Origin of the sequence: Vibrio sp. VGrn 2 (assembly GCF_009361695.1) — a bacterium.
Taxonomy (GTDB): domain Bacteria; phylum Pseudomonadota; class Gammaproteobacteria; order Enterobacterales; family Vibrionaceae; genus Vibrio; species Vibrio diabolicus.
In genome coordinates this window covers 120,075-138,819 of the sequence record NZ_RBWD01000004.1, presented here as the reverse complement: position 1 = coordinate 138,819, position 18,745 = coordinate 120,075, and the positions used below count along the sequence as shown (strand labels likewise).

At 45.3% G+C, this 18,745-nt stretch carries 17 protein-coding genes and 1 pseudogene; 6 read left to right on the top strand and 12 right to left on the bottom strand.

Going from position 1 to position 18,745, the window contains the following annotated elements:
* Positions 1-182: 182 nt before the first annotated feature.
* Positions 183-1,349, top strand: a complete 1,167-nt coding sequence (locus tag D8S93_RS09255) for a nucleotide sugar dehydrogenase (RefSeq protein ID WP_152812856.1) — start codon at positions 183-185, stop codon at positions 1,347-1,349.
* 70 nt (positions 1,350-1,419) lie between these two features.
* Positions 1,420-2,298 (top strand): UTP--glucose-1-phosphate uridylyltransferase GalU, encoded by an 879-nt coding sequence (gene galU / locus D8S93_RS09250; RefSeq protein WP_152812854.1) that lies wholly within the window; start codon positions 1,420-1,422, stop codon positions 2,296-2,298.
* 153 nt (positions 2,299-2,451) lie between these two features.
* Here galU and D8S93_RS09245 read toward each other — a convergent pair.
* Together D8S93_RS09245 and tpiA are read right to left on the bottom strand one after the other, a co-directional pair.
* Positions 2,452-3,801 (bottom strand): annotated as a pseudogene (locus D8S93_RS09245) (MBL fold metallo-hydrolase RNA specificity domain-containing protein).
* A 390-nt stretch (positions 3,802-4,191) separates the two neighbouring features.
* On the bottom strand, positions 4,192-4,962 hold the full coding sequence (gene tpiA, locus D8S93_RS09240) for a triose-phosphate isomerase (protein WP_005384863.1): 771 nt from the start codon (positions 4,960-4,962) through the stop codon (positions 4,192-4,194).
* A 269-nt stretch (positions 4,963-5,231) separates the two neighbouring features.
* On the opposite strand from tpiA, the gene D8S93_RS09235 reads away from it, so the two are divergent.
* The 3 genes from D8S93_RS09235 to D8S93_RS09225 all read left to right on the top strand — a co-directional run bounded on the left by D8S93_RS09235 (position 5,232) and on the right by D8S93_RS09225 (position 6,874).
* Positions 5,232-5,579 (top strand): 5-carboxymethyl-2-hydroxymuconate Delta-isomerase, encoded by a 348-nt coding sequence (locus tag D8S93_RS09235; RefSeq protein ID WP_005397960.1) that lies wholly within the window; start codon positions 5,232-5,234, stop codon positions 5,577-5,579.
* 206 nt (positions 5,580-5,785) lie between these two features.
* On the top strand, positions 5,786-6,208 hold the full coding sequence (locus D8S93_RS09230; protein WP_152812852.1) for a DUF805 domain-containing protein: 423 nt from the start codon (positions 5,786-5,788) through the stop codon (positions 6,206-6,208).
* Positions 6,209-6,580: 372 nt separating this feature from the next.
* Positions 6,581-6,874 (top strand): GIY-YIG nuclease family protein, encoded by a 294-nt coding sequence (locus tag D8S93_RS09225; protein ID WP_319802979.1) that lies wholly within the window; start codon positions 6,581-6,583, stop codon positions 6,872-6,874.
* Here D8S93_RS09225 and D8S93_RS09220 read toward each other — a convergent pair.
* The 3 genes from D8S93_RS09220 to glpX form a co-directional block, all read right to left on the bottom strand.
* A complete protein-coding gene (locus D8S93_RS09220; protein WP_152812850.1) occupies positions 6,868-7,218 on the bottom strand; it encodes a DUF3135 domain-containing protein in 351 nt (116 codons plus the stop codon). The genes D8S93_RS09225 and D8S93_RS09220 overlap by 7 nt on opposite strands.
* 160 nt (positions 7,219-7,378) lie before the next feature.
* A complete protein-coding gene (locus D8S93_RS09215) occupies positions 7,379-7,999 on the bottom strand; it encodes a helix-turn-helix transcriptional regulator (protein ID WP_048626579.1) in 621 nt (206 codons plus the stop codon).
* Positions 8,000-8,376: 377 nt separating this feature from the next.
* Positions 8,377-9,384, bottom strand: coding sequence for a class II fructose-bisphosphatase (gene glpX, locus D8S93_RS09210; RefSeq protein WP_005383180.1), 1,008 nt, complete (start codon positions 9,382-9,384; stop codon positions 8,377-8,379).
* Between the two features lie 348 nt (positions 9,385-9,732).
* Between glpX and zapB the strand changes: the two genes are divergently transcribed.
* On the top strand, positions 9,733-9,975 hold the full coding sequence (gene zapB / locus D8S93_RS09200) for a cell division protein ZapB (protein ID WP_005379536.1): 243 nt from the start codon (positions 9,733-9,735) through the stop codon (positions 9,973-9,975).
* 135 nt (positions 9,976-10,110) lie between these two features.
* On the opposite strand, the gene rraA is transcribed toward zapB, so the two are convergent.
* The 7 genes from rraA to priA all read right to left on the bottom strand — a co-directional run bounded on the left by rraA (position 10,111) and on the right by priA (position 18,571).
* Entirely contained in the window at positions 10,111-10,617 is a 507-nt protein-coding gene (rraA, locus tag D8S93_RS09195; RefSeq protein ID WP_005397954.1) for a ribonuclease E activity regulator RraA, read from the bottom strand.
* A gap of 76 nt (positions 10,618-10,693) precedes the next feature.
* A complete protein-coding gene (locus D8S93_RS09190; RefSeq protein ID WP_005397953.1) occupies positions 10,694-11,611 on the bottom strand; it encodes a 1,4-dihydroxy-2-naphthoate polyprenyltransferase in 918 nt (305 codons plus the stop codon).
* A 639-nt stretch (positions 11,612-12,250) separates the two neighbouring features.
* Positions 12,251-13,582, bottom strand: a complete 1,332-nt coding sequence (gene hslU / locus D8S93_RS09185; RefSeq protein WP_006742475.1) for an HslU--HslV peptidase ATPase subunit — start codon at positions 13,580-13,582, stop codon at positions 12,251-12,253.
* 23 nt (positions 13,583-13,605) lie between these two features.
* On the bottom strand, positions 13,606-14,157 hold the full coding sequence (hslV, locus tag D8S93_RS09180) for an ATP-dependent protease subunit HslV (RefSeq protein ID WP_005383176.1): 552 nt from the start codon (positions 14,155-14,157) through the stop codon (positions 13,606-13,608).
* A gap of 115 nt (positions 14,158-14,272) precedes the next feature.
* Positions 14,273-14,821 (bottom strand): cell division protein FtsN, encoded by a 549-nt coding sequence (gene ftsN, locus D8S93_RS09175; protein ID WP_053809480.1) that lies wholly within the window; start codon positions 14,819-14,821, stop codon positions 14,273-14,275.
* Between the two features lie 215 nt (positions 14,822-15,036).
* On the bottom strand, positions 15,037-16,065 hold the full coding sequence (gene cytR / locus D8S93_RS09170) for a DNA-binding transcriptional regulator CytR (RefSeq protein WP_254901949.1): 1,029 nt from the start codon (positions 16,063-16,065) through the stop codon (positions 15,037-15,039).
* Positions 16,066-16,369: 304 nt separating this feature from the next.
* Complete coding sequence (priA, locus tag D8S93_RS09165) at positions 16,370-18,571, bottom strand: primosomal protein N' (RefSeq protein ID WP_152812848.1); 2,202 nt, start codon at positions 18,569-18,571, stop codon at positions 16,370-16,372.
* Between the last annotated feature and the right edge of the window lie 174 nt (positions 18,572-18,745).

The following is an 18,745-nucleotide window of genomic DNA, read 5'->3' as shown; positions in this document are numbered from 1 at the left end:
AAAGAGCCAACAATTATAGTACATATCCGTCTGATTTTAGCGCAACTTTGTGAAAGGAAAAAGCTGTAATATCCGCAAAGGCGATGGTTAGCTTGACAACCGCAAAGTTGGTTATAGCGACAGATAGCGCAGATTGCTCTGTTTTGATATTCTTCACCAAAACTATACTGAAGGACTAACCCATGAAAATTGCAGTTGCAGGTACGGGCTATGTAGGCTTGTCTAATGCTATGCTATTGGCACAGAATCACGAAGTGGTTGCAGTCGACATCATCGAAGAAAAGGTTGAAGCGCTTAATAACAAGCAATCTCCGATTGTGGATGCCGAAATTGAATACTTTCTTTCGACGAAAACGCTAAATTTCGTTGCTACTTTAGATAAAGTGCAAGCGTACCAACGTGCAGAATATGTTGTGATAGCAACCCCAACAGATTACGACCCGCAAACCAACTACTTTGATACTTCTTCTGTTGAGGCGGTGATTAAAGATGTGATGGCGATTAACCCGGAAGCGGTAATGATAATTAAGTCTACCGTGCCAGTGGGTTATACCGCGCGCATTAAAGAAGAATTGGGGTGTGAGAATGTCATCTTTTCTCCAGAGTTTCTGCGTGAAGGCAAAGCGCTTTACGACAACTTGCATCCATCTCGCATTATTGTAGGTGAGCGCAGCGAACGTGCAGAAATGTTTGCAGGTTTACTAGTTGAAGGTGCGGTTAAAGAAGATATCCAAGTTCTCTTTACTGATTCGACAGAAGCTGAAGCAGTAAAACTATTTTCGAATACCTACCTTGCTATGCGTGTCGCATACTTCAATGAGCTAGATTCTTACGCCGAAGCGCATGGCTTAGATGCTCGTCAGATTATTGAGGGCGTAGGTCTAGACCCGCGTATTGGTAATCACTACAACAACCCATCCTTCGGCTACGGTGGTTACTGCCTTCCAAAAGACACCAAGCAGCTGCTTGCTAACTACCAAGAAGTGCCAAACAACATCATCGGCGCGATTGTGGATGCAAACCGTACTCGTAAAGACTTCGTAGCGGAATCTATCCTTAAGCGAGAACCAAAAGTTGTGGGTATTTACCGCCTTATCATGAAAGCAGGTTCTGATAACTTCCGTGCTTCTTCTATTCAGGGCATCATGAAGCGTATCAAGGCGAAAGGTGTTGAGGTCGTAGTTTATGAACCTGTACTCAAAGAAGAAGATTTCTTCAACTCTCGAGTGATTAAAGACCTGAGTGAATTCAAACAAAGTGCGGATGTGATTGTTTCCAACCGCATGGTGGAAGAGTTAGCTGACGTTGCGGATAAAGTTTACACGCGCGACTTGTTTGGTAGTGATTAAATTTTTAGTATAACGATAATATATGGCTCTCATGTATGGGGGCCTTTTTTACAGTTGGTGAATTTAAAAAATGATTAAAAAATGTCTTTTCCCTGCTGCAGGCTACGGTACTCGTTTTCTACCTGCAACAAAATCCATGCCGAAAGAAATGATGCCAGTAGTTAACAAGCCATTGATTGAATATGGTGTTGAAGAAGCGATTGAAGCTGGTATGGACGGTATGTGCATCGTCACTGGTCGTGGCAAACACTCTCTGATGGATCACTTCGACAAAAACTACGAGTTGGAACATCAAATCTCAGGCACAAGTAAAGAAGCACTGTTGGATGATATCCGCTCTTTGATTGATTCAGCGAGTTATACATACATCCGTCAACGTGAGATGAAAGGTCTTGGTCATGCTGTCTTGACCGGTCGTGAGTTGGTGGGGGATGAGTCATTTGCTGTTGTACTAGCAGACGACCTTTGTGTGAATGAAGAGCAGGGCGTATTAGCGCAAATGGTTGAGCTGTACAAGCAGTTCCGTTGCTCTATTGTGGCGGTTCAAGAAGTTCCAGAAACTGAGACCCATAAGTATGGTGTGATTGCTGGAGAGATGATCAAAGATGACATCTTCCGAATTGATAACATGGTAGAAAAGCCAGAACCAGGCACTGCACCAAGTAACTTAGCAATTATTGGTCGCTATATCTTAACGCCAGATATTTTTGATCTTATCGAAAATACGGAGCCAGGCAAAGGTGGAGAAATCCAAATTACTGACGCATTGATGCAGCAAGCTCAATCTGGTTGTGTTATTGCTTACAAATTTAAAGGTCAGCGTTTTGACTGCGGTAGTGTAGAAGGTTACATCGAGGCGACCAACTACTGCTACGAGAACCTATACAAAAAAGCGTCTAGTGCTGAGCTTGCTAAAACCCCAACCGTAAAGGTTGCTGAGCCTGCATAGTTGTTCCGTCTCGTTACTAACGTGCTTTATCATGGCTTTCTGACGTACAAAGCTTAGTTAAAGCACGTTGATATTCAAATTCTTATGCTGTTTTAACTCATTAACAATAAGTAAGAACTAGGTTGTATGGTTCTAATGTCTGCTGATATTAGTTTAATAAACCACCTCAATTCCCTCTGCTTCCAACTTCTCTCCTAATTCTCTTTTTGCTTCTTTTTTTCCATGTATCAAATGCACGGCTTTTGGTTGTGTTGGAATCCCAGTAACAAACTTCAATAAATCGCTTTGGTCTGCGTGTGCAGAATATCCAGAGATGGCATGGATCTGCGCGTTGGCTTCGATTGGTTGGTTATCGATATCCACCGCGTGGTTGCCTGATTGGATTTCTCGACTTAAGGTTCCTTGCGCCTGATAACCCGCAAACAACACATCATCTCTTTCATCCGGTAAGAGTGCTTTTAAGTAATTGACGATTCTTCCACCTTCGCACATACCGGATGCCGCGACGACAATCGCAGGCTCGTCGGTGGAGGCTAGTCGATTTACTAATGCTTGATGTTCTCGATGGTTTTCTACAGTAATGCATTGTTCAAAAGCGAGGGGATGACGATGATTGTTGAGCTTTTGCTTTGCTTCTTTTCCCCACAGTTTTTTGAAACGGCGGTAGGTCTTCGTGACTCTTTTCGCAAGTGGTGAGTCTAGGATAATTGGCAAAGAAGACGACAAGTCGCGTTGGTGAATCAGTTGCTCAATATCGAATAACAGCTCCTGCGTACGTCCTACGCTGAAAGCTGGGATCAGAATTACACCACCGTCTCGCAGTGCGTGATCGATAATGGCGTTCAAGCGCTCAGTTCGAGTGGCTGTGTCTTCATGCTCTTTGTTGCCGTATGTGGACTCGATGAACAAATAGTCGGCACGCTTTGGCGGCATAGGATCGGGTAAGAGCGGGGTATTGGACGGACCTAGATCGCCGGAAAATACGATGATTTCATGATTGGGAAGTTTGAATTCCACGTAAGCGGAACCAAGAATGTGCCCCGCAGGCTGAAAGCGTCGGTAACATTGCTTACCAAGTTGCAGCCATTATTGGTAGTCATGGGGTCTCAGCTGTTTTTTAATGACATTGAGGACTTGTTGACGCTGATGGAAGTTCAAACCCAGTTGCAGCTTTAATCCATCTTCTAGCATTAGCGGTACCAGTTCGGCTGTTGCTTTGGTGCAGTAAATGGGGCCTTTAAATCCAGCAGCCAGTAACCAAGGTAGGCGTCCGATATGGTCGATATGAGCATGAGTCAGGACTAATGCTTTGATGTGTTTAACTGGAAACTCGATATCCAGTGATGCCCTGCGGTTGCCCAAATGGATGTCTTTGCCTTGAAAGAGTCCGCAATCGATCAAGATGCTGCAGTGTGGCAATTTCAATTCATGACAAGAGCCAGTGACGGTATGTTTCCCACCATGGTGAATCACACTGGCGATGTCTGATATGGGTGTTGTCATGTCGATTGCTCCTCCTTGAACAAGTATCAGTAACTATAAATCCTGTGGGCAGCGTAAGTGAATAGAGTTCGTTGGTTGGATGGAATTGAGTGGGAATAATCGGAAGTGCGATTAGGTTCTTTGTTTTGATGTAAGGCGTTTTTTCGTTACTTAACTTTGGGTTTGACACATGCGGTTAGTAGATTCCTGATGTCGCTTAGGCTCCGCGGAATGACGGGACTCTTATAGATTATTTCTGTTGTTTTGCTGGTTTGATTTGGGTGTGTGCGGAGAGTAGATTCCTGATGTCGCTTAGACTCCTCGGAATGACAAAACTCATTAGATCGTAAGCAAACAAAAAGGGATGCATGATGCATCCCTTTGTTATTTTTACTCTCAGTAAAAACGAGATTACGCTTTTGCTTTAGCCGCTGCTTTAGCGATTGCTGCGAAGCTCTTAGCGTCTAGAGAAGCACCGCCAACGAGAGCGCCGTCGATGTCTGGTTGTGAGAAGTAAGCTTCAGCGTTTTCTGGCTTAACAGAGCCACCGTATTGGATGATTACTTGTGCTGCAACTGCTTCGTCTTTCGCTGCGATTAGTGCGCGGATAGAAGCGTGGATGCGTTGTGCATCTTCAGCTGTTGCTGCTTTACCAGTACCGATAGCCCAGATTGGTTCGTAAGCGATGATTGCGCCGTTTAGAGCTTCAACACCGTAAGTGTCGATAACTGCGTTGATTTGACGTGCACATACTGCTTCAGTTTCGCCAGCTTCGTTTTGCGCTTCAGATTCACCGATACAGAAAACAGGAGTTAGGCCGTTTTCTTTTAGGAAGTTGAATTTCTTAGCGATAAACTCGTCAGATTCGTTGTGGTATTCACGACGCTCTGAGTGACCGATGATGATGTGAGTAGCACCGAAATCTTTCAGCATTTCTGGAGACATATCGCCAGTGAACGCACCGCTGTTGTTTAGGTCAGTGTTTTGAGCACCTAGGATGATCTTGTTACCGCCTTCAGCGATTACGCGCTCTGCTAGGTCGATGTAAAGTGCTGGTGGAGCGACTGCTACGTCAACACCTTCAACGCCTTCAAGCTCAGCGTTAAGACCAGTTAGCAGCTCAGTTACCATTGCTTTGCTGCCGTTTAGTTTCCAGTTACCCATCACTACAGGACGACGCATAGGAATATCTCCCTTATCTTTAATGTAAATAGTCAATTAATGTAAAAAATCTACGTAGGAATATAACAGAATAATGTGAACAGATCATGATTGGCGTCATGTCTTGTCCGGCTTTCTTTACTGATTCGACCAAGCAGCGATCCTGTTATTTTTGTCAAAAGCAATCGATTGGTGATCACGTAGACAGAATGATAGTTCATTCCTCGGAAATTGATGCTGAGATTGGTATTACTACGCGCTGGAATTAATTGTTGTAGAAAGGAATCAAAATGCCAAATCTCGTTTTAGAGTATTCAAACTCGGTGGAAGAACGTGTCAATGTTCAGGGGTTGCTGGAGGATTTACATAAAACGGCGTTAGAGAGTGGTCTTTTTGAACTCGCGTCAGTGAAATCTAGAACGCTCCGGTGCCACAATTGGTTAATTGGGGAAGAGGGCGATAGCCTCGACTTTATCCATATCAACTTTGATTTGCTATCTGGCCGTTCCCAAGAGCAGAAGCGAGAGCTGTCACGAGCCTTGATGGCGACACTTCAAGAGCAAGCCAGTCACGTGCACAGCTTAACGGTCAATATCCGAGACATGGACGTAGACAGCTTCCAGAAGGTAGTGAATTAGGTTGAATCGAGTTTCTTGAGAGTAGCAAGCAGGGTTGGTCCAAGGGAACTGAAAGCTAATAGGCCTTATCGAGTGTTTGTCATTGCTTCAGCTTAGCCTCGCTCTGCTTGTTGTAACGGCGCTGTTGGCGCTTACACTGCAGGTGTACTTTCCAAACCATATCGACTCGGCTAATCTATAACCTTTCTATTTTGGGGTAAAATTTGATGTCGACTAAAGAGTTACTGTTTTCTTTTCAAGGACGTATAAACCGTAAAACCTACTGGATTTGGAACGTCATTTACTATGTCTCTATTCTAGGTTTTGGTGCTGGAATCAGTAAGCTATTTCCTACTTTCTCCTATTTACTTCTCCCTATTTTCTTGGTGATTTTGTTAATCCCTGATTTGGCGATCACCACCAAGCGTTGGCATGACCGCAACAAATCAATCTATTGGCTAGCACTGAATATTCCGCTGATTATCGGACGAATCGCTACGCCAATGACCAGCCCTGTTGCACAAGAGCCGTCGACACCGCAAATGTTCGTTGCATCCATTTCTCTGATTTGTGGTTTATGGATTCTAATTGAATGTGGCTTCTTAAAGGGGACATCAGGACCAAACAAATATGGCCCTGAGCCGGAGTAATCGCTTTAAGTAACGTGCTCGCTGAAAGTAGATTCTTAGTCTCGCTTGAGCTCGCTAGAATGACGACTTTCTCTTATTAAATAGAACCGTCATTCTGAACAACGAGGTACGAGCGTGATTCAGAATCTATCGTCCGCTTGAGCAGTGGCTAAGGTGAGTGGGAAAGAATAGGAGTTTGCTGTTACTTGATTCTTAGTCTCGCTGGAGCTCGCTAGAATGACGAACGCTTTTGACCTAGAGCTTATTAAAGTCACCGTCATTCTGAACAGCGAGGAACGAGGTGATTCAGAATCTACGCACAGAGCGCTCCGAGTTTGAACTGAGCGAGTGAATTACAATGGAAAAGTAACAGCGAATCATGAAGGAGAATGAATCATCGATAGGACACCTTGCGTTTATATCCTAAAGTCAAACAACAACGCCGTTCTTTACATTGGTGTTACCAGTCAGCTGCCTCAAAGAATATGGCAGCATAAAAACGGAGTAGTTGAGGGATTTACCAAGAAATACAACGTTCATAAGCTCGTTTACTTTGAGTTATTCGAAGATATGGCAACTGCCATAACCCGAGAGAAGCAGCTCAAGCAGTGGAAGCGTAAATGGAAGTTAGACTTGGTAAGAGAAACGACCCCTAACTTTCTCGAGCTATCTGCTGAGTATCAGTAAAAATCGTCCCTATCTTTAAACGCATTTAAGCTAACCACATCCGCTTTTTGAGTCGGTGCCGTTTCCCCTTGTAGCGCCGCTCTGAACTTCAAGACCTGTTTTTGTAATTCGTTCATCAATACCACATTGGTGTGGTGAGGGTTTTTACACGTGCTGATGACCCTATCGATGTGGCTTTGCTGAGCCCACAGCCTTTCTTGCATGTTTTCTGATGCGCTTTCGATCATCTCTTTTGCCATTTCATGACGAAATTGCTCAAAAGCTTCTGGGTCTCGCTCAGCCATTCGAACCATTTCATCGAATGGCGGAAGCGTTTGAGAAGGGTAGTGACGTAGAGTAGACATCGATGCTCTCCAAATCCTTATGGAAATTGCCTTTAGTTACTAAAAGCCTATACCACTAGAAAGAAGTGAGAGGATGAATTCTTCAGCCGTCTCACTTATAAGAGAAGCTTTCAAGCTTGAGATTGAATAAGAGCGACATGTCGATGTTGGGTTGTGGTGGTTACTGCAGTTGTTGGATGCGGTACACGCAGCGTCTTTGACCGCTGATGATATGCTCGGTGCGCTCTATTTTGGTGTCACGTCCAAGCAAAGACTGAAAGACGCTCAATTCCGATTGGCACAAGCTTGGGCAGCGAGTTGCGGCTTTACAAATCGGACAGTGATTTTCGATCAAGATAAATCCGTTCTCATCTTGCTCAAGCTCGGCCATATAGCCTTCTTGTTCTCTGAGTGTCACAAGAGTTTCTAGTTTGCTTTGCAGAGAGTTGCATTGCTCAAGGTGCTGACGATAACTTTGTAACGTGAGTTTTTCTCTTTCCGATGTGACTTTGTCCAGTCCATCTTTGCCAAAAATGTGTTCGACAGCCTCTATAAACTGAATGGTCAACTCACCGTGACGGTCAGCAAATTGCTCATGACCTTTTTGAGTGAGAGACCAATGGCGAGCGGGGCGACCCACTTTGACTTTGACGTCATGAATAGACAGGATGCCATCATCTTCTAAACTCTGAAGGTGCTGACGTGCCCCCATAGTTGTCATACCCAGCTCAGAAGAGAGTTGTTTTGCAGTGACGGAACCATCACGCTTAACGATTTGCAATATCCTATCTACGGTCTTCATATACCCACCATTTATACGTCAGTACATATTATGCGCGATAGGGTTAGTAAAGAAAAGTGTTGACTTAGTTTGAGTGGGGATCTGTTGGGTCTATGTTCATGCGAACCAATATATATCGCCACTCTGAACAGCGAGAAACGAGTGTGCTTCAGAATCTATCGTTCGGTTGTGCAATGGTTATGGTGAGAGGGAGAGAATAGGAGTTTGCTGTTACTAGATTTCTGAGTCTCGCTAGAATGACGAGCTCTTTTGATTTTGAGCTTGCTATGGTGCCCATCATTCTGAACAGCGAGGGACGAGCGTGATTCAGAATCTATTGCTTGGTTGTGCGGAAAGAAAGGCTCACACTCAGATTGAGCGAGAGCCTCGAGAAATGCTTAAAGAATAATATCACGCACTTCTGGATCTTTACGATCTAGGTAGTGAGTCGACTTAATACGACGAATAGTACGGCATCGACCACGCACGAGAAGCGTTTCTGTGGTTGCGATATTGCCTTGGCGAGAGATGCCTTCTAGCAAGTCACCTTTAGTAATGCCTGTTGCTGAGAATACCACGTTGTCGCTGCGTGCCATGTCTTCCATTTTGAGGACAACATTCGCTTTTACGCCCATTTCATCGCAGCGTTTTAGTTCGTCTGCGCCGTAAATGCGGTTTTCTTCAGTATCGCCTTTTACTTCGTGACGCGGAAGTAGACGACCGTGCATGTCACCGTCTAGCGCTCGAATCACCGCGGCTGAGACGACCCCTTCTGGCGCGCCGCCAATACAGTACATCATGTCCACTTCACTGTCTGGCATACAAGTCAGAATAGAGGCAGCCACGTCACCATCAGGCACCGCAAAGACACGTACGCCCATTGCTTGCATTTCTGCAATAACGTCATCGTGGCGAGGTTTCGCAAGGGTAATAACGACTAAGGTATCAAGTGGTTTGTTCAGGGCTTTTGCTACGTTCTCTAGGTTCTCTTTTAACGGCTTTTCTAAGTCAATCACGCCTTTTGCACCAGGGCCAACAACCAGTTTTTCCATGTACATATCTGGCGCTTTAAGAAAGCTGCCTTTCTCACCTGCGGCAAGTACGGCTAGTGCGTTTGACTGTCCCATTGCCGTCATACGCGTCCCTTCAATCGGGTCGACTGCAATATCTACTTCATCACCACCAATACCCACTTGCTCACCAATGTATAGCATTGGCGCATCATCGATTTCACCCTCACCAATGACAATTTCACCACTGATATCTGTTTTGTTCAGTAGGGTGCGCATAACTTCAACAGCTGCGCCATCGGCTGCATTTTTATCGCCACGGCCAAGCCATTTGTAACCAGCCAAAGCTGCACCTTCAGTCACACGGGAAAATGCCATTGCTAAATCGCGTTTCATGATGTCTCCAAGTAAGCAAGAGGGAAGAAGAATTTGCGCGGCGATTCTATCACAACGTAGGGTAAACGTTTGCCTTTTTGCGGAGCTTTTACTTTATCTAACTTGAATTTGATCAATACTTAGGGCGATTTTCAGCGTGGCGGGAGGCAAAATCCTTGCTCAAAAATGCTTCGGCGATAAGAAAAGTCAGCGTTTAGTGAGATTGCGCCGATTTTTTGACCGAATGATGCGAAATATCGAATATAGTGAGTGTTTCTCATCGCGACGCTGAGTAGAATGAACCTTATATAGGTTAGGTGTGCATCAATCTCGCACATCGTCCCAACGGAATAACATAGGTAGGCCAAGATGTCTTTTGAAGTACTAGAACAACTAGAATCTAAAATTCAAACTGCAGTTGACACAATCACTCTTCTTCAGATGGAAGTCGAAGAGCTGAAAGAAGATAAAGCAAAACTTGCGGAAGAAGCGAACGAGCTTCGCTCTCAACGAGAAGAGCTAGAGCAAAAAGCACAGCAAGCACAACAAGAGCACGCACAATGGCAAGAGCGCATTCGTGCACTACTTGGCAAAATGGACGAAGTGGAATAATCCGGCTTCTTCATTCCAAATTAAAAACACCCGCGTTAAGCGGGTGTTTGTGTTTTGGGGAAGTAGGAAATCTTTGGACAAGCTCTATGCCTGATAGCCAAGACAAGATCCTATAACTTAGGTACCTAAGACTCGTTATTCTTCTTCATCCAACTCTAAATCAATATTCAATGGCTCAGGCGACAGGATGATCCCAGTGCTATCGGCATAAATATAATCTTCAGGTAAGAAGCTGACGCCGCCAAAGTTGACTGGTACATCTAATTCGCCGATACCCTGGCTGGTCGCTCCAACAGGAATAGAAGCGAGGGCTTGAATGCCTAAGTTCATATCTTCAAGTTCATCTACTTCACGAACACAGCCGTAAACGACAATGCCTTCCCACTCGTTTTCTTCCGCAATAGTTGCGATTTCTGCATCGATAAGGGCTTTACGTAGGGAACCGCCACCGTCAATTAACAAAACGCGACCAAGTCCATCTTGCTCTAATGTCTCGCGGATCAACGAATTATCTTCAAAACACTTGATGGTGGTGATTTGCCCGGCAAATGAAGCGCGACCGCCAAAATTACTGAACATTGGTTCAACCACATCTACCTGATCGAGGTAGATATCACAGAGTGCTGAGGTATTGTATTCCATAGCGTACCTTTCTAAACAGAAATTGGTTGTCTTTGAGTATATCTAGGCATTAAGTCAATGCAATGACAATCCTTTTTTAACTTACTAGAGTTTGAGCTACCACAATTGTTGCAAACAAAACGTTGGTGACTAAAGAGCATTTCACGATGACTGGCATCATTGGTGCTATCTGAGCGGGCTTTTGTGTATGCCAAACCGCTTTACCATGATCGGCCACGAAATAAATACTAAGTAAAAAGGGCAAGCTAATCCAAACGGGTTTGTCTTGAATTAACAAGTAAGCCGCAAAGGCAAGAATAGCACCGCCAAGTAAAACAAAGTGATACTGCTTGGCTTTGCGTTGACCCAAACGCACTGCGACTGTGCGTTTACCACACTCTCGGTCGTTCTCGATATCACGCATATTGTTGATGTTGAGTACTGCAACGGCGAGTAAACCGCAGCCTAGAGCAGGTAAGAATAGCGTGGTATCTACGTGACCAGTATGCAAGAAATAGGTACCGGATACGCCGAGTAGACCAAAAAACAAGAAAACTGAAATATCGCCAAGCCCCACGTAACCGTATGGTTTGCTACCCATGGTATAAGCAATGGCTGCGAGAATGGCCAAAATTCCCAGCCCGATAAAAGTGACAATGCTTTCTAGTGAGCTTAGTGAATAGAAAACTAACACTAAGCCAGAAATGGCGGTCAGAACGATGTTAAAGATAATCGCCTGTTTCATTTGTTTCGCACTTACCGCGCCAGACTGCATCGCTCGTAATGGGCCAAGGCGTTTGTCGTTATCTGTACCTTGAACGGCATCGCCGTAGTCGTTTGCCAGGTTGGACAGAATTTGCAGCAACGTCGCGGTTACGAAAGCCATGATGGCAATTGTCAGTGAAAAATGACCCGCCGAGTAGGCGAGCACGCTACCCGTTAAGATAGAGACTAACGCCAGAGGTAGTGTTTTTGGGCGAGCGGCTTCAAGCCAGATCTGTAGAGATTGTTTCATGGAAATTTCGTGCTAGTAACCAATGTGCCCAGTATAAGCACAAAGAGGCAGATACGCTATTGACCTAAAACAACTCAACTAGAAGTCAAAGGGTGAAGTAGAAGGAAAGCAGTTTCGATATTTGAGGCGATAAAATAGCCCTCTTTTTGGAAAGTGAATGGTACTGAGAACGCTGCTATTAGATTCTTAGTCTCGCTGGAGCTCGCTAGAATGACGAGTTCTTTCGATTTAGAGCTTATTAAAGTCACCGTCATTCTGAACAGCTAGGAACGAGTGTGAGTCAGAATCTATCGTCCGGTTGTGCAGTGGTGAAGGTGAGTTGGAAAGAATAGGCGTCTGCTGTTAGCAGATTCTTAGTCTCGCTTGAGCTCGCTAGAATGACCAGGCCTTTGATTTAGCTGTTGTCAAAGTAACCGTCATTCTGAATAACGAGGAACGAGGTGGTTCAGAATCTATCATCCGATTGTGTGGTGGTTAAGGTTAGTGGGAAAGAATAGGGGGTGCTGTTACTAGATTCTTAGTCTCGCTTGAGCTCGCTAGAATGACGAGATCTTTTGATTTAGGCGTAGTCAAAGTCACCGCCATTCTAAACAAAAAGCCCAGAAACAAGGCTCTGGGCTTTGGTGGGATAGATTACGATTAAAGAATAAAGCGGCTTAGATCTTCATCTTCAATCGTGTCGCCTAGGCGCTCTTTCACATAAGCGGCATCAATAACAAACTTCGCGCCAGATTGCTCCGCCGCGTCGTAAGAAATTTCATCCATTAAGCGTTCCATAACGGTGTGTAAGCGACGAGCACCGATGTTTTCTGTGCTTTCGTTGACCGTCCATGCCGCTTCCGCAATTTGCGTGATGCCATCTTCTGTGAACTCGATGTCCACATCTTCCGTTTTCATCAACGCAACGTACTGCTCTGTTAGAGAGGCTTTTGGCTCTGTCAGAATGCGTTTGAAGTCGTTGCTGCTTAGTGCTTCTAGCTCAACGCGAATTGGTAGACGACCTTGCAATTCTGGGATCAAGTCAGATGGTTTTGCCACTTGGAATGCACCAGATGCAACAAACAGAATGTGGTCTGTTTTTACCATGCCGTGCTTGGTTGATACCGTGCTGCCTTCAATCAATGGAAGTAGATCGCGCTGAACACCTTCGCGTGAAACGTCTGGGCCTGAGCTCTCACCGCGTTTACAGATCTTGTCGATCTCATCGATAAATACGATGCCGTTGTTTTCAACGTTGAAAATCGCAGCTTCTTTTAGCTCTTCTTGGTTTACCAGTTTCGCCGCTTCTTCTTCCGCTAACGCTTTCATTGCGTCTTTGATTTTCAGCTTACGCTTTTTCTTAGTGTCGCCTGCCAGGTTTTGGAACATGCCTTGCAGCTGGTTAGTCATCTCTTCCATACCTGGGGGCGCCATGATCTCTACGCCCATTTGTGGTGCGGCTACGTCGATTTCAATTTCTTTATCGTCTAGTTGGCCTTCACGCAGTTTCTTACGGAAGATCTGGCGAGTGTGAGAAGACTCTTCCGTTTGCTCTGCTTGACCCCAGCTATCACGTGCTGGTGGCAGTAGCGCATCAAGAATGCGTTCTTCCGCTTGCTCTTCAGCGCGGAATTTTACTTTTTCCATCGCTTGTTGATGCGTCATTTTTACCGCGACATCAGTCAGGTCACGGATGATGGTTTCAACTTCTTTACCAACGTAACCCACTTCTGTGAATTTTGTCGCTTCAACTTTGATGAATGGTGCATTTGCCAGTTTTGCTAGGCGGCGTGCTATTTCAGTCTTACCAACACCAGTAGGACCAATCATCAAAATGTTTTTTGGCGTCACTTCGGCACGCAAACTTTCTTCAAGCTGCATACGGCGCCAGCGGTTACGAAGTGCAATCGCAACCGAACGCTTGGCTTTTTCTTGACCGATAATGTGGCGGTTCAATTCATGAACGATTTCGCGAGGCGTCATTTCAGACATATTCTTTCCTTACTTCGTTACGATTACGCGGTTGGTTTTTCAGGCTCTACCGTTGAGTCTAGCTCTTCTACTGTGTGGTGGTGGTTGGTGAAGACACAAATATCACCCGCGATGTTGAGGGCTTTTTCCGCGATCTCACGAGCATCTAGATCTGTGTTTTCTAGTAGGGCGGTTGCTGCAGCTTGTGCGTAAGCACCACCAGAGCCAATCGCAATCAGGTCGTGTTCTGGCTGTACGACATCACCATTACCGGTAATGATTAACGATGCGGTTTCGTCGGCAACGGCAAGCAAGGCTTCGAGCTTGCGCAGAGCACGATCGCTACGCCAGTCTTTGGCTAGTTCAACCGCAGCCTTAGTTAGGTGGCCTTGGTGCATTTGCAGCTTGCTTTCGAAGCGCTCAAAAAGGGTGAAGGCATCCGCAGTGCCGCCAGCAAAGCCCGCTAGTACTTGGTTGTTATATAAGCGGCGAACTTTGCGCGCATTACCTTTCATTACGGTATTGCCTAGAGATACTTGGCCATCACCCGCGATGACGACTTTATTATTTCGACGTACAGATACAATGGTAGTCACAGTCGACCTCTTGATTATTTCTCTTTGGATTTAATTCAGTATATGGGGGAGGGGAAATAGGGATTCAAGGGGGCAAAAAGAAAGGCCCTAGGATCTTAGCTCCTAGGGCCTGAGTTTAAAGATTTTCTTTCCAAATCGCACATGGCTCGATTTTCGCGCGTTGCAGTTTATGACGGTCACGTTCTGCATCACGTTTGAACTTATACGGACCTAGCACCACGCGATACCATGAACTGCCTTCTTTCTTACGAATCTTGCTCGACATCCCTTGGAACGCGATTGCAAGCTTACGCTCTTCTGCTTGCGCTTGGGTTTTGTAAGCACCACATTGCATGATGTAAGGAATTTTAGAAACTTCAATTTCTTTGGCCACAACTTCAACTTCACGTTTCGGTAGTGACTCGACATATTCCCACTTTTCTTCTGGTGGTGGCGGCAAATCTTTTTTCGGCTTTGGTTTGCTTACAGTGGTTGTTGGCTGCTTCACGACAGGTGGTTTGGGCTCTGGGTCGCTACTCAAAAGGTAAAGACCATAGCCAAAACCACCCACAAGCAAGATAGCGAGCAGGCCACTACGCCAAGGTTTTTTTCTTCTCGGCGGTTGTTTTTTTGTCGACTTTTTTGGGGCACCTCGCCCCCGTCTTACATAATCTCTATTTGCCACGGTTATTTCTGGTCATCAAGGATTCTTGCAAATATGTTAATCCAGAACGAGTTGAGAAAACACCCTATTGATAGAATCTTGATAGCTAAAGCGCGACAACGTCGGAGTGTGTTTCCGTTCGAGCTTATATTTGTGCGAGATAAACAAAAAGCAGATGGGGTAAATAAAAAGCGGCGCCTTAGCACCGCTTTGGGTATGGATACTTAATTTTTAGGTTAAGGGCGCTGTGGTGGCGCTGCACTTCCGCGAATGACGAGATTAGTTTCAAGCAAACGCGAGCCTGAATGCACGTCGTGGCCTTTTAACATCTCGAGCATCATTAGCATTGCTTGTCGACCAATCTCATAGCGAGGCTGAGAGATGGTGGTCAACGGTGGATCGCAGTACTGAGCGAAGTTAATGTCATCAAAGCCCACAACGGAGAGATCTTGCGGTACTCGTAAGCCAAGCTTTTTCGCTTCTTGAATTGCGCCGATGGCCATTGTGTCACAGTGACAGAAAATAGCTGTTGGTGGCTCAGGTAATTCGAGCAGTTTACGAACGGCTTTTGCTCCGCCATCAAAAGAGAACTCAGTAATGACACTATATTGAGGGTCTTTATTGATGCCTGCACGGCGCAAGGCTTGTTGATAACCTTGCTGGCGGAACTGACACAATATTGCCGTATCTGGACCCGAGATTTGCGCGATGCGTTTATGACCTAGCTGGGTTAGGTAATTCACCGCTTCAAATGCTGAGGTCAGGTTATCAATGTGTACTGTTGGAAGCTCTAACTCTGGCGCAAATTCACACGCCATCACCATCGGAGGTAAGTTCTTTTGTTCTGGCTTACTGACATCGAACGGTAGATCTGTGCCAAGCAGTAGCATTCCATCCGCCTGCTTAGTAAATACGAGGTTAACGAAAGAACTTTCGCGTTTCTTCTGTTGTCCGCTATCGCCCAGCAGGACTAGATAGCCATGTTCCATGGCAGCATCTTCAATACCGCGAATAATTTCAGAAAAATAAGGATCACAGATGTCGGGAACGATAGTAACAATGGTTTTTGATTCGTTTCTACGTAAGTTACGCGCTAATGAGTTTGGAGAATAACCCGCTTCAAGTACGGCATCTTCTACTCTTTTTCTCGTTGAAGAAGATACTTTTTCTGGGTTCATTAATGCTCGAGATACCGTAGCCGTAGACACTCCCGCAAGCTGGGCAACATCCTTCATTGTCGCCATAGTTTTTAACCTCTCGTTTATTTTTTTGCCAAGATGACGTTATTCCGGTTTGAAATCATAGTAATCACGCTGAGTTAGAGCAGCGTTTGCTCTTCGCTCAGTTCGTGTTAACAAGTGGAAAAATGGATTCTTCACTGCGACATCAATTTGTGGGAATAGTCATTGTTTTAATCTAAGCCTGTGCGAACAAGTCACTTTAGACTTTTCTAATTTGGATAGTCTATTCATTTCTAAAGTGAAAGTTACGGTCTGTTTAACAAAAATTGCAATCCCGTCGTGATGCTCGTCACATTAAATGGTAATTCATTACATAGTTAAACGTTTGCTAGCTGAGATCTTGTGGCTCTATGTCTAAATTCCAGCGAACTTTCTTGGCATTTGGCAACAACTCAATAGCAGGTTTGGCACTGGTTAATAACTTTTGCATCAATGAACGATGCTGGGTTTGAAGTAACAGCTGCCAGCGGTATTTACCAGCCCGCTTGGCCAAAGGTGAAGGAGTGGGGCCTAACACCATGCAGGAATCATCGAACAGAGGGTGTGACTCTAACGTAAAGCGAACCTGACGCAGGAAGTCTTCAACTACCTCACTTTGGTTTGCTTCTGCTTTAAACAGAGTCAAGAAACTATAAGGCGGAAGCTGAGCCAGTTTGCGTTCTTCCAGAGCTGTCATAGCAAAGTGACGATAGTCTTTTTGAAGTAGGGCTTGCAGCAAGCTGTGCTCAGGATGGTGAGTTTGCAGGATCACTTCGCCAGGTTTACTTGCTCGGCCAGCACGACCTGCGACCTGAATAAACAGCTGAGCTAATCGCTCCGAAGCGCGGAAGTCACTACTATATAGAGAGCCATCAACATCCAAAAGAGCAACGAGCGTTACATTTGGAAAGTGGTGCCCCTTAGCCAGCATTTGAGTGCCTATCAGTATTTGGTATTCACCTTTACGAATCGACTCAAGGGCATCTTCCAAGCTACCTTTGCGACGTGTGCTGTCTCTGTCGATGCGAATGGCTTTGTATTCTGGAAATAACTGAGCCAATTGTTGTTCGAGCTGCTCAGTTCCTACGCCGACGGTAACCAGTTGAGTTGAACCACACCCCTGACACTGATGAATGACAGGTTGTTGTGAGCCGCAGTGATGGCAGCGTATTTCGTTGCTGTAATGGTGGAACGTATAGTACGCATCACAGCGTTTACATTCTGCAATCCAACCACATTCATGGCACATCAAAGCGGGCGAGAAACCTCGGCGGTTAAGAAACAACATAACCTGATTGCCCATTTTTAAGTGTTTGCGCATTTCGGCAATCAGTTGGGCGGATAAGCCACTTTCTAAATACTGACCTTTTACATCTAACACTTTATTGGTGGTTGGCACGGCAGAGCCAGCTCGTTGGGTGAGTGTTAAATGGTGATATTTACCAGACAGTGCATTATGTAGGGTTTCTAACGCTGGCGTCGCTGAGCCAAGGACAATCGGCACTTGCTCTTTATGGGCGCGCATGACAGCAACATCACGAGCGTGGTAACGCAAGCTGTCTTGTTGCTTATAAGAGGAGTCATGCTCTTCATCAACGATAATAATCCCCAAATCAGCAAAAGGTGTCAGTAGGGCTGAGCGCGTACCAATGATGATCCCCGCGGCTTTATCGCGAGCCGATAACCAGGCGTTCAAACGCTCTGTTTCATTCAAACCGGAATGAATCACATCTACCGGGACATTAAATCGATGTTTAAAGCGGTTGATGGTTTGGGGCGTTAGACCGATCTCAGGTACTAAAACTAATGCCTGTTTCCCTTGCTCTAGGACGGGCTTGATAAGGTTTAAGTAAACTTCTGTTTTACCAGAGCCAGTTACCCCCTCTAATAAATAGCAAGCAAAGCCTGTTTGGCTATTTACGCTTGCAATAGCGAGTGCTTGTTCATGGTTAAGCTTTGGTTTCTCTACCGTGCACTCTACATTTTGACTCCATTTCGTAATAACCGGCTTTTTCTCGATACGCTCGACCCAACCTTTTTCTTCGAGATTTTTTAAGATGGTCGAGTTTACTTCTTGATCCAAGAGTTCTTGATGCGAGATTGGGCCGTTGACCATCATTTGGAGTGCACGCTGTTGTTTTACTGCACGCCCAAGCCCTTGCATGAGCTTATTTCTTCCTGCTTCTGTCAGTTGCCATTCTTGTAGCGTTGCAAAGTCGGCCGGTTTGCCTTTCCTCAGCGCGGCAGGCATTGCATTGTGTAGAGTGTCACCTAGAGGGTACTGATAGAACTGGCTGCACCAATTTAGCAGAGAATAAAGCGTCTCTGGCCATATCGGTTGGGAGTCTAATACCGCTTTGATTGGCTTAAGCTGCTCTTTAGGAAAGTCGGAGTGGTTCACCATTGCGGTGACGATGCCGACTAAGGTTTGGCGTCCAAAAGGTACGGAAACGCGTCCACCAATGATCGGAAACAGGTGCCCCGGAATGGCGTAATCAAATTGTTTGTCGAGCGGAACGGGTAATGCCACTCTAGCAATGGTTGGACGCATAAATTCTTAGCTATTAAAAAGAGGGAAAGGAAATGAGAGTCTATTAAAATCGGTATGGAAATTCGAGTAAAGCTATGTGATTCAGCGTGAATCGTGCCTCTATGATTAGTCTGGCTAAAAAAGTGGCGAAAAAGTTGCCAAATATGTTGATCCGAGCAATGTGATTCTTTACTA